We start from the raw sequence: 14,211 nt of genomic DNA, 5'->3' as shown, positions 1-14,211 counted from the left end.
TCGATTTTTTTATACTCTGCGCAAAACGGACGCACAGAAGGAGGAATCATGAAAAATGAGAAACGCCGCGATATTCGCCGCCGTTTTTGCGCTGCTGCTTTGCGCGCAGGCGTTTTCCGCAATCAGCGCCGAAGCCGCGGAACGCGCGGAGGAGCCGTACACGCGCGAGACTCGCATAACCGAGGTCATGAACGACCCCGCGTTCGGAAACCACGGCAGGCTCATCTTCCCCGCCGAACGCGGCTACTGGAGCGGCGAGACGCTCGGCGCGCTGCGGCTCACGTGGTACAGCCATATAGACCCCGACAAGACAGTCGAGATAGCGAATTATCTCAGAACGCGCGCCGCGTCGGGCGAAAAGATATTCTACGACATATACACCGATGCCGAGAAGGCCGCGGACCCGCGCAAGAGCGACACGGGGCTCTTCTTCTTCCGCGGCGGGCGCGGCAAACCCTTCGCGATTTGCTGCGCGGGCGGCGGCTTCGCCTACGTCGGCGCGATGCACGACAGCTTCCCGCACGCGCTCGAACTTTCCAAAATGGGCTGCAACGCCTTCGCGCTCATCTACCGCCCGGGCGCGCAGACGGCCTGCGAAGACCTCGCGCGAGCGATAACATTCGTATTCAAACACGCGAAGGAGCTCGGCGTCGGCACTGAGTGCTATTCGCTCTGGGGCGGCTCGGCGGGCGCGCGCATGGCGGCATACCTCGGCTCCTACGGCCCCGCGGCCTTCGGCGGCGGCGAGCTGCCGCGCCCCGGCGCGGTCGTCATGCAGTACACGGGGCACCGCGAATGCACGAGGGACGACCCGCCCACATATATGTGCTGCGGCGACGCCGACGGCATAGCCGACTGGCGCGTGATGGCGCGCCGCGCCGAAGTCCTGCGCTCGGCGGGAATCGAGGCCGAGTTCCATAAATTCGCGGGGCTCGGACACGGCTTCGGCCTCGGAACCGGCACGAACGCCGAAGGCTGGATTTACGGCGCGGCGAAATTCTGGCAGAGACAGATAGACAAACAGGCGGCGGCGCGGAACTGACGGCGCGCGCACGGATTTACGGAAACGGAGTGGAACGAAGATGAAACAGCGGATTTTAGGAAAAGATTTGAAAGTGTCGGCGCTCGGCTACGGCTGCATGGGGCTGTCGCACGCATACGGCGCGCCGCTCGACGACAAGGAATCGGTGCGGCTCCTGCGCCGCGCCTTCGAACTCGGCTACACGATGTTCGACACGGCGGAGGTCTACGGCACGCCCGACGACCCGCACGCGAACGAAAAGCTCGTCGGCGAGGCGCTCGCGCCGGTGCGCGATGAAGTCGTCGTCGTCTCGAAGTTCGGCCTCAGCTTCGACATGGAGAGCGGAAAAGTCCCCTATCCGCTGATTCCCGACTCGCGGCCCGAAACCATACGCCGCTCCGTCGAAGGCTCGCTGCGCCGTCTGCGCACCGGCCATATAGACCTCTACTTCCAGCACCGCCCCGATCCGAAAGTCGCGCCAGAAGAGGTCGCCGGCGTCATGGCGGAGCTGATACGTGAAGGCAAGATAACGCACTGGGGGATCTCGGAGACGGACGAAAACTACCTGCGCCGCGCGCACTCCGTCTGCCCCGTGACCGCGGTCGAGAACCGCTACTCGATGATGGCGCGCGGGTACGAATCGCTCTTCCCGACGCTCGAAGAGCTCGGCGTGGGCTTCGTCGCCTTCTCGCCGATGGCGAACGGCTTCCTCACCGCGCGCTACGGCAAAGGCTCGCGCTTCGACGCGCGTTACGACTACCGCGCCGCGATGCCGCAGTTCACCGACGAGGCCGCGGAGAAGAACCGAGCGCTGATAGAAATGCTCGAACGCGCCGCGGCGCAGAAAAACGCGACACCCGCGCAGATCTCGCTAGCGTGGATGCTCTGCAAAAAGCCGTGGATAGTCCCGATACCCGGCACGCGCAGCGAAGCGCGCATGGAGGAGAACGCGCGCGCCGCGGATGTGACGCTCTCGCCCGAAGAAGTCGCCGCGATGGACGCGGCGCTCGACGGCATGGAAATGTCGGAAGTCTTCGGCGTCGCCAGGGCGCGCGGATAACACGAGTAAAACGAAAATTTTCGCGGCGCGTCCCGTAATTTTGCGCGGGGCGCGCCGTTTTGCATATTTTTTGCACTGAGACATATTTTTCGCGCTCTCAAACGGATCGCGCTTCAAATTTTTGCGCCGCTGTAATATAATCCAGACACAATGAAATAGCCGCTTTCGGCGAGAGGGAATCCGGTGAGAGACCGGAGCAGTCCCGCTACTGTAACTCCGACGAAGCCGCGATATGCCACTGACAAGCTCGGGAAGGCGCGGCGGAGGACGAAGAGGAGCCAGGAAACCTGACGCCGGGAGGGAAAGGGGGAAAGTTTGCGCGGACGAACGCCTTTGCAGCTACATAGCATGGCCTGAAGGCTGCAAGAGGTGAAGACGCGGCGGATTTGAAGCCGGGTCTTTTTTTGTTGGTCAGGCCTGAATTTTGACCGGAGCGCCGCGAGGACGGCGCGGGAAAGGAAGAACCTAGCGCGATGAAAATGTTTGCACTTACGCTTATGTTACTTGTTTCCGTTATGATCGCGGGGACCGCTCTCGCCTCGGAGGCGAAGCCCAAAGAGGACAAGAGCGGCATACTGATAGCTTCGTTCGGCACCTCTATGCCAGAGGCGAAGAAGGCTATCGACAACCTCGTCGATTCCACGAAGAAAGCGTTCCCCGAGACAGAGGTGCGCGTCGCCTACACCTCGAACATCATCCGCAGGAAGCTGGCGCGCGAGCAGAGCGTCGTGATACCGACGCCCGCCGAGGCGCTCGCGCAGATGAACGACGAGGGCTTCACGCACGTCTATGTCATGCCGATGCACATCATCCCGGGCGAGGAGTACGACGACATATCGAGCCTCGTGAACGGCCTCGCGCTGGTGAAGGGCAAGTACGGCTTCGAGGAGCTGCGCATAGGCCAGCCGTACCTCGCCTCGGTCAAGGACTGCGACGTGATGGCGCAGATCCTCGTAAAGCGCTTTGAGAAGGAGCTCGCGCAGAAGGGCACGGCGATAGTCCTCATGGGACACGGCACGCCGGAGCACATCGCGAACGCGATGTACAGCCAGCTCCAGCTTTCGCTCGACGCGGCGGCTCCGGGACGCTTCTTCCTCGGCACCGTCGAGGCCGCCCCGACGATAGAGAACGTCATAGCGGGCCTCAAGCAGGCGAAGCCGAAGGCGCTCGTGCTCTCTCCGCTGATGATAGTCGCGGGCGACCACGCGAACAACGACCTCGCGGGCGCCGATGACGACGAGTCGTGGATCAACCAGCTCAAGGCCGCGGGCTTCAAGAACATCTCGACGCGCCTCGTCGGTCTCGGCGAAGACCCGAACATGGCCGAGCTCTTCGTGACTAAGATAAAGGACATGATGAAATAAACATGGAAGGCTCCGCGCGCGAACTGCAACGGTACCGCCGCGAGACGGCGGCGAAGCGGACGAGGCTCGGCCTCGCCATGCTTCTGCTGCTCGCGCTCACAGCGGTCTGGCGCGTCACGCAGGGCGAGTGGGACATACCGCTCGCGCGCGTCGCGGAGCTTATCTCTCCGTTCCTCTCGGGCGAGGATCTGTCTTCGCCCGAGGCTCTCGTCGTGCGCTCGGTGCGTCTGCCGCGCTTTCTCGCGGCGGCGGGAACGGGCGGGCTGCTCGCCGTCTCTGGCGTCGTGCTCCAGGGGCTTCTCTCGAACCCGCTCGCCGAGCCTTACACTCTCGGCATAGCGTCGGGCGCGGCCTTCGGCGGCGCTCTCGGATTTTTCTTCGGCTCGTTCGCCGTCATGCCGGCGGCCTTCGCCGGCGCGCTCTTCGCGCTCTGGCTCGTCGGCGTCATCGCGTGGCGCAGCGGTGGCGGCGGAGCCTACATCGTGCTCGCGGGCATCATAGCGAACGCCGTGCTCTCGGCGGGCGTGACGTTCCTTAAAGCCATCGCCGACGACAAGCTCGGCGCGATAGTGCTCTGGCTCATGGGCAGCCTGTCGGGAGCTTCGCCAACCTCGGCGCTCATGGCGTGGGCCGGGGCGGCGTTCGTCTTTATCCCCGCCTTCGTCTGCGGACGGCAGCTCGACGCCGTTTCGCTCGGCGAGGGGCGCGGCGAGCTGCTCGGCGTGGACGAGCGGAAGCTGCGCAGGACGCTTTTATTCTTTGCATCGATAGCCACCGCGCTCGCCGTGAGCTGCTTCGGCATCATCGGCTTCGTCGGCCTCGTCGTGCCGCATCTGCTGCGGACGCTTCTCGGCCCGTCTAGCAGGCCTCTGCTCGTTTTCAGCTTTCTCGGCGGCGCGCTGCTGCTCTCGGCGGCGGACGGCCTCGCGCAGAAAATGGGCGAGCTTCCGGTCGGCGTGATAACTGCGCTCATCGGCGGCCCGTTCTTCTGCTGGATACTCGCGGGAAGGAGGCGCGGCGCGTGAACGGTTCGTTCGTACTTGACTCGGTCTCCTGCGGCTACGGCGGCAAGAAGGTGCTCGACGGGTTTTCCGCTGAAATCCGCGGAGGCGCGCTGACGGCGCTGATCGGGCCGAACGGCAGCGGCAAGAGCACTCTGCTCAAGCTTCTCGGAGGAATCGCCGGCTACGTCGGCAGCGCGGCGCTCGACGGGCGCGAGCTGCGCTCGATGTCGCGCGCGGAGTTCGGGCGCGCCGTCGGCTTCGTGCCGCAGCAGACGAAGATAACGACCCCGTTCACCGTTTACGAAGTCATAGCGATGGGCCGCCTGCCGTACTGCGGACTGTTCTCGAAGCTCAGCGGCGAGGACGACGCGGCTGTGCTTCGCGCCGCGGAGCGCGCGGGCGTCTCGCATCTGCTTTTCCGCCGCGCATCGGAGCTCTCGGGCGGCGAGCAGCAGCGCGTCTGCGTCGCGGTCGCGCTCGCGCAGGAGCCGGAGGTGTTCCTGCTCGACGAGCCGACCTCAGCGCTCGACCCGAACCAGTCGGTGCGCATCTTCTCCATCATGCGCGCGCTCGCGTCGGAGGGGCGCACAGTCGTCGTCGCGGCTCACGACATCAACGGCGCGATACCGTTCTCCGACCGCTTCATCGCGCTGCGCGGCGGCGGGCTCGCGGCGCAGGGAGAGGCCTCGGAGCTCGACGAAAACATCCTCGCGCCGCTCTACGGCATAGAGTTCAAAAAATACGTTTCCGAGGAGGGAGGGCGCGCATGGCATCCGTCCGCGAAAAGTTTCTCGCTTTAGCTTTCGTCCTTATATTTTCCGCGCTCGCCGCGGCGCAGCGCGCGGAGGCTTACGAGCGCATAATCTCGCTTTATCCGGGGCACACGGACAACGTCGCCGCGCTCGGCGCGGGAGCGAAGCTCATCGGGATTTCCGAAAACGACCGCGAAGGAATTCTTCCCGGCGTGCCGCGCTTCTCGATGAAGGCGGGGCCGGAGGCTCTGCTCGCGCTGCGCCCCGACCTCGTGCTGACGCGCACGCTCGCCGACAGCCAGAACCCGGAGCTTAAGAAAGTTCTCGAACGCGCGGGCGTCCGCGTCGAAGTGATAGACCCGCCGAAGTGGGAGGGCTTCGAGGACTATTTGAGGAAGATAGCGGAGCTTGCGGGAACTTCGCCAGACGAAGCGGTCGCGGAGCTAGCGAAGGCGCGCGCGGAAATTTCGGACGCGGCGGCGAAAATGTCGCGCGGGCGCGGCCCGCTCGTCTTCGTCGAAGCGACTGCGCGCGAGCTTCACACCTGCTCGCCCGACTCGTGGGCGGCGCATCTCGTCGCGCTCGCGGGCGGGCGCAACGCCGCGGCGGAGGCGAAGCCGCTGCGCGCCGGGAGCTCGATTGCGCCGTGGGGCCTCGAGCGCGTGCTCGAAACCATAAATTCCGGCCTCGACGTGTACTTGGTACAGCAGGGGCCGATGAACGCGACGGACGAAGCATCGCTGCGCTCGCGCCCGTGGAGCCGCGCGCTCGAAAATGTGAAGACCGCCATCGTGCCCGAGTATCTTCTGAGCCGCCCTTCGCTTTCCGGGCTGAAAGAGGGCGGCGCGATGCTGATAAAAATATTTTACGGAGAGTGAACTTATGAAACTTACTGTTGTCGGGATCGGCCCCGGAGCGCCGGACCTTTTGACGCTGAGGGCTTTGAACACGCTTAAAGAGGCGGACCTCGTGATGGTGCCGCGCGCGAAGGACGGCAAGGCCGGAGTCGCCGAGCTCGCAGTGCTGGAAAATCTCGGAGAAATAAAAACTCTGCCTCTGCTCTTCCCGATGATAAGCGACGCGGAGAAGCGCGACTCGAAGCTGCGCGAGCAGCTCGAGGAGAGCCGCGCGCTCTGGGAGGGCGCGGAGAACGTTGCTCTGCCCGTCATCGGGGACTCGGCGCTTTACGCGACGGGCTCGTACCTTTTCGACGTCTGGCGCGGACTCGTGCCGGAGCTTGAGCTCGCGCTCGTGCCGGGCATCTCGGCGCATCAGCTCGCGGCCTCGTGCGCGGGCAGGTTCATCGCGATGGCGGAGGAGGTGCTTTCGATAATCCCCTGCACCGGCGACGCGGAAAAGATAAAGAAAGCGCTCGCGGCAGCGGACTCGGCGGCGCTCTACAAGCCGAGCGCGCTCGGCGGCGCTTTGCGCGAGACGGTCGAAGCCTGCGGCCCGTGGCGGCGCATGATCCGCGTCGACCGCGCAGGGCTGCCCGACGAAAGGATAATAGAGGGCGGCGCGGCGCTCGGCGCTGCGGAGGAATACCTCTCCGTCCTTCTGCTCTGGAGATAGCGCGTGGACTGGAGCGGCCTGCTGCGCGGCGAGCTGCGGCTCACCTTCGACATACTGGCCGGGCTCGCAGTCGGCCTCGCGGTCATACGCAGCGGACTCGCCGACAGGCTCATGAAGCGTCTGCTGCCGCTGCTGCGGCGCGCGGGCATCGGCCCGGTGCTCGGCATGGCGCTGACGATAAGCCTCGGCTCGGCGAAGGCCGGCGCGGCTGTCATCGCCTCGGCTCTGAACGAAGGGCGGATTTCCGAGCGCCCCGCGAAATGGGGGACTCTGATGCTCTCGTTCCCGGCCTACCTGCACCGCTGGCCCTCGACGATGGTGATGGCGGTCTCGCTCGCGGGGCTGCCCGGCGCGATATTCGGCGCGACTCTGCTCGCGCGCAGCGCCGCGCGCTTCGTGCTGCTCGCGGCGATACTCCGGCGCGGCGAGGGCGAAAGCGGAGAGCTGACCGAAAGTTCCGCCAGCTCCGCGCGCAAGGTGAAGTTCGGCAAGCGTATGCTGAAGACTCTGCCCGTCGCTTGGTTCTTCTACGCCGTCGCCTACGCGCTCGTGCCGTGGGCCGAGAACGCGCTGCGCGAATGGCTGCTCGGAGGCACGGCCTTCCTGCCGCTCGCGGGGCTGACCGTCGCGGCGGCCTCGATAGCGCACGTTTCGGCGGCGCTCGCTCTCGCGGGCGGAAGCCTCGCGGCGGGCGAGCTGACGGTGGCGCAGGCGGTGTTCGCGCTGCTGTTCGGGAACAGCCTCGGCATCGTGACGCGGCTCTTCCGCGCGAACGCTGGATATTATTTCGGACTTTTTTCCAGAGACATGGCTAAGGACCTGCTCTTCTGGAATTTCGCGACGACTTCGTTCTTCGCGCTGCTGACGCTGGCGGCCGCCGCGCTTCCGCTCGCCGCGGAAATTATGTAGAGTTTGGTAAATTGTACGGAACGAGAGGTGTTTTATAAAATGAGACCCGAAGAGATAGAACGGGAAAGCATGAGGATAATCGGTTCCGAGATGGGGCCGTGGACGGGGCCGGAGGAGAATCTCGCGGTCGTGAAGCGCGTCGTACACACGACGGCGGATTTCGATTTCGTGAAGAATCTGCGCTTCTCGGACGGCGCAGTCGCGAACGCGCGCCGCGCGCTCGCCGCAGGAGCAACGGTAGTCACAGATACGAACATGGCGGCGGCGGGGATAAATAAAATCTCCGCGTCGCGCTTCAGCGTCAAGGTCGTCTGCCGCATGGCCGACCCCGAGGTGCGCGAAGCGGCTCAGGCGCGCGGAGTGACGCGCGCCGTCGTCAGCATGGAGATAGCCGCGGAGAAGACGCCCGAGGCGGTATTCGCGATCGGCAACGCGCCGACGGCTCTGATACGTCTCTGCGAGTTGATCAGAGAAGGGCGCGCGAAGCCGGCGCTCGTCATAGGCGTGCCGGTCGGCTTCGTCAACGTCGTAGAATCGAAGGAGCTTCTCGTGCGCACGGACGTGCCGTACATAGCGGCGATGGGACGCAAGGGCGGCTCGACGGTCGCCTCGGCTATAGTGAACGCTCTGCTCTATGGCATACAATAAAAATCTCCGCGAAGGAATATCGACAGGCTCGTGCGCGGCGGCCGCGGCGAAGGGCGCGGCGCTGAAGCTCTTGAACGGCGTCTGCCCGCAGTCCGTAGAGATAACGACGCCGGAAGGACGCGTGCTGACCATCCCCGTGCTCGACGCGCCGCGCGGCTGCGGCGTCGTGAAGGACGCCGGCGACGACCCGGACGCGACCGACGGCCTCACGATAATCGCCGAGGTCGAGCTCGGCGGAGGGGCCGGAGATATAACGTTCGCCGGAGGCCCCGGCGTCGGCACCGTGACTCTGCCGGGACTCAAAATTCCGCCCGGCGAGCCCGCGATAAACCCGGTGCCGCGCGCGATGATAACCGAAGCCCTGCGCTCCGTCATAGGCGCGCAGGCGGCGAAGGTGACGGTTTCCGTGCCCGGCGGCGAAGAGACGGCGAAGCGCACGTTCAACCCGCGCCTCGGCGTGACGGGCGGCATCTCGATACTCGGGACGACCGGCATCGTGCGCCCTATGAACGAGGAATCCATACTCGAATCTCTGACGCTCGAGCTCAACACGCACGCCGCGGCGGGGCAGGAAATCATAGCGATCTCCTTCGGCAACACCGGCGAGCAGGCGATGCGCAAAGCCTTCGGCTTCGAGGGACGATGCGCCGTGCAGTGCGGCAACTACGTTGGCTATATGCTCGACGAGGCCGCGCGCCTCGGCTTCAAACGCGCGCTGCTCTGCGGACATCCTGGAAAACTTCTCAAAGTAGCGGCGGGGACCTTCAACACGCACAACCGCGCCGGAGACGGGCGGCTAGAAGCGCTCTGCACTCAGGCCGCCATTGCGGGAGCTTCGCCGGCGCTAGTGCGCGAGCTCTACGAATGCGTGACGACGGAGAACGCTATGCGCATCGTCCGCGACAACGGCCTCGACGGCCTCTGGACGGCGCTCGCGCGCATCACGGCGAAGCGCTGCACCGACAGGTCGTTCGGTGAAATGCCGGCCGAGGCGGCCTTCGTAGACAACGACGGAAAAATTCTAGGCGTCAGCGACGGCGCAGAGGCGCTCGCCGCGGCGCTGAGAGAGATAAATTAAAGGAGGCGCGCGATGACGGAGAGGACGAACAGACTTTACGTTATAGGGGCCGGGCCCGGCGACCCGTCGCAGCTCACGGCCGCGGCGCGCGAAACGATAGCGCGCTGCCGCTGCGCCGTAGCCGCGCCGCGCCATCTGCCGCTCGCCGGAAAATGCGCGAAAGCCGTGCCTCTGCGCGGATTCGACGAAACTTTCGCGGAAATCGCGCGCGAGCTCGAGCTCGGCGACGTCGCGGTGATAGTATCGGGCGACCCCGGGATATACAGCCTCATGCCGCTGCTCAAAAAACGCTTCCCCGGCGCGGCGCTCGAAGTTCTGCCAGGAATCAGCTCGCTCCAGAGCCTCTGCGCCGAGGCCGCCGAAACGTGGGAGAGCGTGAAAATTTTGTCCGGCCACGGACGCGGCATCAGCGAGGCGAAGATCCTCACAACCGTAGACAGGAACAGGACAACGGCCTTCTTCTGCGGAACGGATAAAAATCCGCGCTGGTTCTGCGAACTGCTCGGCTCGCGCGGCCTGGACCACGTGACGGTGACCGTCGGCGAGCGGCTCAGCTACGCGGACAAGCGCGTGACTCGCGGACGGCCCTCGGAGCTCGCGCAAAAAGATTTCGACGGCCTTTCAATCGTGCTCGCCGTCAACCCCGATCCGTCGCCGGAGCCGAAGCTGCTGCCGCGCGACGAGGATTTCATACGCACGAAAGTACCGATGACGCGCGAAGAAGTGCGCGCCGTCGCGCTCGCGAAGCTCGGGCTCGCGGAGGATTCCGTGCTCTGGGACATAGGCGCGGGCACGGGCTCGATCTCCGTCGCGGCCGCGATGATATGCCGCGAGGGCGAAGTCCACGCCGTCGAGGTGAACGGCGAAGCCCACGCGCTCGAGGCCGAGAACGTCAAAAAGTTCCGACTCTTCAACGTGACGCTGCACCGCGGCGCCGCGCTCGAAACGATAGGCAGACTTCCGCGTCCGACGCACATATTCATAGGCGGCTCGGGCAACGAGCTGCCGGAGCTGCTCTCGCGCGCCGCGGAGTTCGAGGGCGCGCGCGTCGTGGTCTCCGCCGTGACGCTCAAGACTTTCAGAATCGCTTCTGAGATACTCGGCGGCGAAAAGTTCGCGGACTTCGACGCCGTTCAGATAAACGTCAGCAAAATGAAGAAACTCGGGGAGAGCGAGGTAATGGCCGCTCAGAACCCCGTCGCGATATTCTCCGCGACTGCGCGCGGAGCTCAGAAAGAGGTGCGGGAATGATACATTTCGTCGGAGCCGGCCCCGGAGCGCCGGACCTTATAACGCTGCGCGGCGCGAAGCTGCTCGGCGAGGCCGGCATGATAATTTACGCGGGCTCGCTCGTGAACAAGGAACTGCTCTCAATGGCGAAGCCCGGATGCGCGATATACGACAGCGCCTCGATGACGCTCGACGAGGTCGTCGAGAAATTCCGCGAGGCTGAAGAAAGCGGCGTGGACACGGTGCGCCTCCACACGGGCGACCCGTCGGTATACGGCGCGATACGCGAGCAGATGGACAGGCTCGAAGCGCTCGGCATCGAATACGACGTGACGCCGGGCGTCAGCTCCTTCTGCGCCGCGGCCGCCGCCGCGCGCGTCGAGTACACTCTGCCCGGCGTGAGCCAGACGGTCATCATCACGCGCATGGAAGGGCGCACGCCCGTGCCGGAAAAGGAAAAGATACGCTCGCTCGCGTCGCACCGCGCCTCGATGGTTATGTTCCTGTCGTCGGGCATGGTGCGCGAACTCTGCGCCGAGCTCGTCGCGGGCGGCTACGCGCCCGAGACCAAGGCCGCGATGGTCTACAAAGCCTCGTGGCCCGAGCAGCGCGTGATACGCTCGAACCTCGCGGAGCTTCCCGCCGAGGCCGAGAAGTCCGGCATAAGAAACACGGCGCTGATAATGGTCGGAGATTTCTTGGGGGACGAGTACGAGCTGTCGAAGCTCTACGACAAGCATTTCTCCCACGGCTTCCGCAAGGCCTCGGAATGAAAGCCGCCGTCGCCGCGTTTTCCGAAAAGGGCATAGCTTTGGCGCTTCGCGTCGCGCGCGGCCTAGGCGCGGAGGTCTGGGCTCCGGCCCGCTACGCGCGCGAAGGGCTGCGCGTCATCGAGCCAAGCCTGACCGAGTGGGCCGGCGCACGCTTCGCGGACTGCGGCGCGCTCGTCTTCGTCTCGGCCTGCGGCATCGCTGTGCGCGCTATAGCGCCGTTCGTCAAAAGCAAGGCGGAGGACCCCGCCGTCGTCGTCCTCGACGAGGCAGGCGAGAACGTCGTGTCGCTCCTGTCGGGACATCTCGGCGGCGCTAACGAGATCGCGAGGAAGATTGCGGCGATGACGGGAGGACGCGCCGTCGTGACGACCGCGACCGACGTGCGCGGCGTGACGGCGGTCGATTCGTGGGCCGTCGCGAACGACTGCGCGGTCGAGAACGTCCGCGCTATAAAATACATTTCATCTGCGGCTCTCGAAGGGCGCGCGATAGGCGTCGCTGTGACGGACGAGCTGCAGCCGGCGCCGTGGCCCGTGACGCTGTGGCTGCGTCCGCGCGTCCTGACGCTCGGCGTCGGCTGCAAGCGCGGCGCGGATTTCGCGGCGCTCGCGGCGGACGCGGAAGATTTTCTCGAAGGCGCGGGAGTTTCGCCGCTTTCGCTCGCCGCCGTAGCCTCGATAGACATCAAGAAAGACGAACCGGCGATCATAAAGCTGGCGGAAAAATATAAAGTCCCGTTCGTGACCTACGGCGCGGAAGAGCTTCGCGGCGCGCCGGGACGTTTTTCATATTCGGAGAGGGTCGAGCGCGAGACGGGCGTCGGCTGCGTGTGCGAACGCGCCGCTGTGCTCGCCGCCGGCATGGGCGTCCTTATGAGGGGCAAGGCCGTCTATCCGGGCGTAACGCTCGCGCTCGCGAAACACAGGAGGAAGGTTCAATGAGACTTATGGCGGCCGGCCTCGACCAGCGTGAAACGGCGCTCGACACGCGCGAGCGCTTCGCCTTCACCGCGTCGGCGGCCGGGGATTTCATGCGCGCGATGAAGGAGCGCGGCGTCGAGGCCATCCTGCTTTCGACCTGCAACAGGACGGAGCTCTTCGTTTTCGCCGACGAAGACCCGCGCGAGCTGCTGCGCGAGGCGCGCGGCGGCGCGGATTTCTTTTTCTTCGAGGGCGCGGAGGCCGTGCGCCACGTCTTCGAGGTCGCGGCGGGGCTGCGCTCGCAGATCCCGGTCGAGGACCAGATACTCGGACAGATGAAGAAGGCGCTCGCCGCATCGCGCGAGGCCGGAAGCTGCGGCCCGACGCTGAGCCGCCTCTTCCAGGGCGCGATAACGGCGGGCAAGGACATCCGCACGGAGTTCAAGAAACATCCGCACGAGACCTCCGTCGCGCAGCGCGCGGTGCGCCGGATAAGGGAATCGCTCGGCGGCCTCGCCGGGGCGCGGGCGCTCGTCATCGGCAGCGGAGAGATAGGGATGCTCTGCGCCTCGATGCTCGTCGCGGAGGGCGCGGAAGTCCGCATGACGCGCCGCCGCTGCCGCAAGGACGGAGCGAAGCCGCCGCGCGGCGTCGAAATAATTTCATATGACGACCGTTATGAGGCGGCGGGCGAAAGCTCCGTGATAATCGGAGCGACGGCGAGTCCGCACTACGTCCTGCTCGCGAAGGACTTCGCGCCGCGCGCGGAGGGAGTCGTGATAGCCGACCTCGCCGTGCCGCGCGACGTGGAGCCCGCGATAGGCGCGATGGAGCGCGTCACGCTCTACGACATGGACTCGCTCGGCTGCGACGCGCTGCCCGCGGAGCTGCGAGAGACGATAGAGCGCATAATGGAGGAACACATCGCGCGCTTCTACGAGTGGCACCACATCCACGAGTGTATGCCGATGATAGAGGAGATACGCTCCTTCGCGGAGCGCGAGATGGCGGCGGAGCTTTCGGGCTCGGCCTGCGACAGCGACGCCGTGCGCGAAGCGTCGCGCAACATGATAAACAAGCTTCTTTTTTCGCTGAAGGAAAAGGTGGACATGGACATGGCTAAAAATTGCTACAGCGCGCTCGCGAAGGCGGCGAGAGGATGATTTACGTAGTCGGCCTCGGTCCGGGCAACGAGGACCAGATGACGCCGCGCGCGCTCGCGGCTCTCGAAAAATGTGACATCATAATCGGATATAAGGCTTACATAGAACTGGTGCGCCCGCTCTTCGAGGGACGCAAGGAGCTCGTCGCCTCGCCGATGAAGGGAGAAACGGAGCGCTGCCGCAAGGTGCTCGAACTTTCAAAGGCCGGGCACACCGTCGCGCTTATTTCGAGCGGCGACCCCGGCGTATACGGCATGGCGGGAATCATGCTCGAGATAGCCGACGGACAGGCCGACGTAGAGATAGTGCCGGGCATGACGGCGGCCTCGACCGCGGCGGCGGTGCTCGGCGCGCCGCTGATGCACGACTTCGCCGTGATAAGTCTGAGCGACCTGCTCACGCCGTGGGAGCTTATCGAGAAGCGCCTTCGCGCGGCGGCCGCGGCGGACTTCGTTATATGCCTCTACAACCCCGCGAGCCGCGGGCGGCCGGAGCACCTTGCGCGCGCCTGCGCGATATTAATGGATGAAAAGCCCGCTTCGACGCCGGCCGGCTGGGTGCGCAACGCGGGGCGCGACGGGGAGACTCACGGCGTCACGACGCTCGGCGAGCTGCCGAAAGCCCCGATAGACATGTTCTGCACCGTCATAATAGGCAACAGCTCGACGCGCGAGCTCGGCGGACGGCTCGTAACGCCGCGCGGCTACAAGGATTAGC

15 protein-coding genes and 1 riboswitch are annotated in these 14,211 nt (G+C 65.2%); all 15 genes read left to right on the top strand.

Going from position 1 to position 14,211, the window contains the following annotated elements; translation table 11 throughout:
• The first annotated feature begins 55 nt into the window (after window positions 1-55).
• The 15 genes from B5F39_RS04315 to cobJ all read left to right on the top strand — a co-directional run bounded on the left by B5F39_RS04315 (window position 56) and on the right by cobJ (window position 14,210).
• Window positions 56-1,042: an alpha/beta hydrolase gene (locus B5F39_RS04315; protein WP_087364316.1), complete on the top strand. Its 987-nt coding sequence runs from the start codon at window positions 56-58 to the stop codon at window positions 1,040-1,042.
• Between the two features lie 40 nt (window positions 1,043-1,082).
• A complete protein-coding gene (locus tag B5F39_RS04310; protein ID WP_087364314.1) occupies window positions 1,083-2,081 on the top strand; it encodes an aldo/keto reductase in 999 nt (332 codons plus the stop codon).
• Window positions 2,082-2,252: 171 nt separating this feature from the next.
• A riboswitch (cobalamin riboswitch) is annotated at window positions 2,253-2,370 on the top strand.
• A gap of 208 nt (window positions 2,371-2,578) precedes the next feature.
• Complete coding sequence (locus tag B5F39_RS04305) at window positions 2,579-3,445, top strand: sirohydrochlorin cobaltochelatase (RefSeq protein WP_239391089.1); 867 nt, start codon at window positions 2,579-2,581, stop codon at window positions 3,443-3,445.
• A 2-nt stretch (window positions 3,446-3,447) separates the two neighbouring features.
• Window positions 3,448-4,470, top strand: coding sequence for an iron ABC transporter permease (locus B5F39_RS04300; RefSeq protein WP_087364311.1), 1,023 nt, complete (start codon window positions 3,448-3,450; stop codon window positions 4,468-4,470).
• Window positions 4,467-5,249 carry an ABC transporter ATP-binding protein gene (locus B5F39_RS04295; RefSeq protein ID WP_087364309.1) on the top strand — a complete coding sequence of 261 codons (783 nt, stop codon included), beginning with the start codon at window positions 4,467-4,469 and terminating at the stop codon, window positions 5,247-5,249. Before B5F39_RS04300 ends, B5F39_RS04295 begins: the two co-directional genes overlap by 4 nt.
• Window positions 5,216-6,079, top strand: a complete 864-nt coding sequence (locus tag B5F39_RS04290; protein ID WP_087364307.1) for an ABC transporter substrate-binding protein — start codon at window positions 5,216-5,218, stop codon at window positions 6,077-6,079. The genes B5F39_RS04295 and B5F39_RS04290 overlap by 34 nt, the downstream gene beginning before the upstream one ends.
• Before the next feature lie 4 nt (window positions 6,080-6,083).
• Window positions 6,084-6,773 carry a precorrin-2 C(20)-methyltransferase gene (locus tag B5F39_RS04285; RefSeq protein ID WP_087364305.1) on the top strand — a complete coding sequence of 230 codons (690 nt, stop codon included), beginning with the start codon at window positions 6,084-6,086 and terminating at the stop codon, window positions 6,771-6,773.
• A gap of 3 nt (window positions 6,774-6,776) precedes the next feature.
• Window positions 6,777-7,682 carry a hypothetical protein gene (locus tag B5F39_RS04280; protein WP_087364303.1) on the top strand — a complete coding sequence of 302 codons (906 nt, stop codon included), beginning with the start codon at window positions 6,777-6,779 and terminating at the stop codon, window positions 7,680-7,682.
• Window positions 7,683-7,721: 39 nt separating this feature from the next.
• Entirely contained in the window at window positions 7,722-8,330 is a 609-nt protein-coding gene (locus tag B5F39_RS04275; protein ID WP_087364301.1) for a precorrin-8X methylmutase, read from the top strand.
• Window positions 8,317-9,408: a cobalt-precorrin-5B (C(1))-methyltransferase CbiD gene (cbiD, locus tag B5F39_RS04270; protein WP_087364299.1), complete on the top strand. Its 1,092-nt coding sequence runs from the start codon at window positions 8,317-8,319 to the stop codon at window positions 9,406-9,408. Before B5F39_RS04275 ends, cbiD begins: the two co-directional genes overlap by 14 nt.
• Window positions 9,409-9,420: 12 nt before the next feature.
• Complete coding sequence (gene cbiE, locus B5F39_RS04265) at window positions 9,421-10,659, top strand: precorrin-6y C5,15-methyltransferase (decarboxylating) subunit CbiE (RefSeq protein WP_087364297.1); 1,239 nt, start codon at window positions 9,421-9,423, stop codon at window positions 10,657-10,659.
• The gene (gene cobM / locus B5F39_RS04260; RefSeq protein ID WP_087364295.1) at window positions 10,656-11,411 is read left to right on the top strand and encodes a precorrin-4 C(11)-methyltransferase; all 756 of its coding nucleotides are present in this window, start codon (window positions 10,656-10,658) and stop codon (window positions 11,409-11,411) included. The genes cbiE and cobM overlap by 4 nt, the downstream gene beginning before the upstream one ends.
• Window positions 11,408-12,352: a cobalamin biosynthesis protein gene (locus tag B5F39_RS04255; RefSeq protein ID WP_087364293.1), complete on the top strand. Its 945-nt coding sequence runs from the start codon at window positions 11,408-11,410 to the stop codon at window positions 12,350-12,352. The genes cobM and B5F39_RS04255 overlap by 4 nt, the downstream gene beginning before the upstream one ends.
• Window positions 12,349-13,494 (top strand): hypothetical protein, encoded by a 1,146-nt coding sequence (locus B5F39_RS04250; RefSeq protein WP_087364291.1) that lies wholly within the window; start codon window positions 12,349-12,351, stop codon window positions 13,492-13,494. The genes B5F39_RS04255 and B5F39_RS04250 overlap by 4 nt, the downstream gene beginning before the upstream one ends.
• Window positions 13,491-14,210, top strand: a complete 720-nt coding sequence (gene cobJ, locus B5F39_RS04245) for a precorrin-3B C(17)-methyltransferase (protein ID WP_087364289.1) — start codon at window positions 13,491-13,493, stop codon at window positions 14,208-14,210. The genes B5F39_RS04250 and cobJ overlap by 4 nt, the downstream gene beginning before the upstream one ends.
• The last annotated feature ends 1 nt before the right edge of the window (window position 14,211 follow it).

Source organism: Cloacibacillus sp. An23 (assembly GCF_002159945.1).
Classification (GTDB): domain Bacteria; phylum Synergistota; class Synergistia; order Synergistales; family Synergistaceae; genus Caccocola.
The sequence above is the reverse complement of the archived record's forward strand: the minus strand, read 5'-3'. Positions and strand labels throughout refer to the sequence as shown.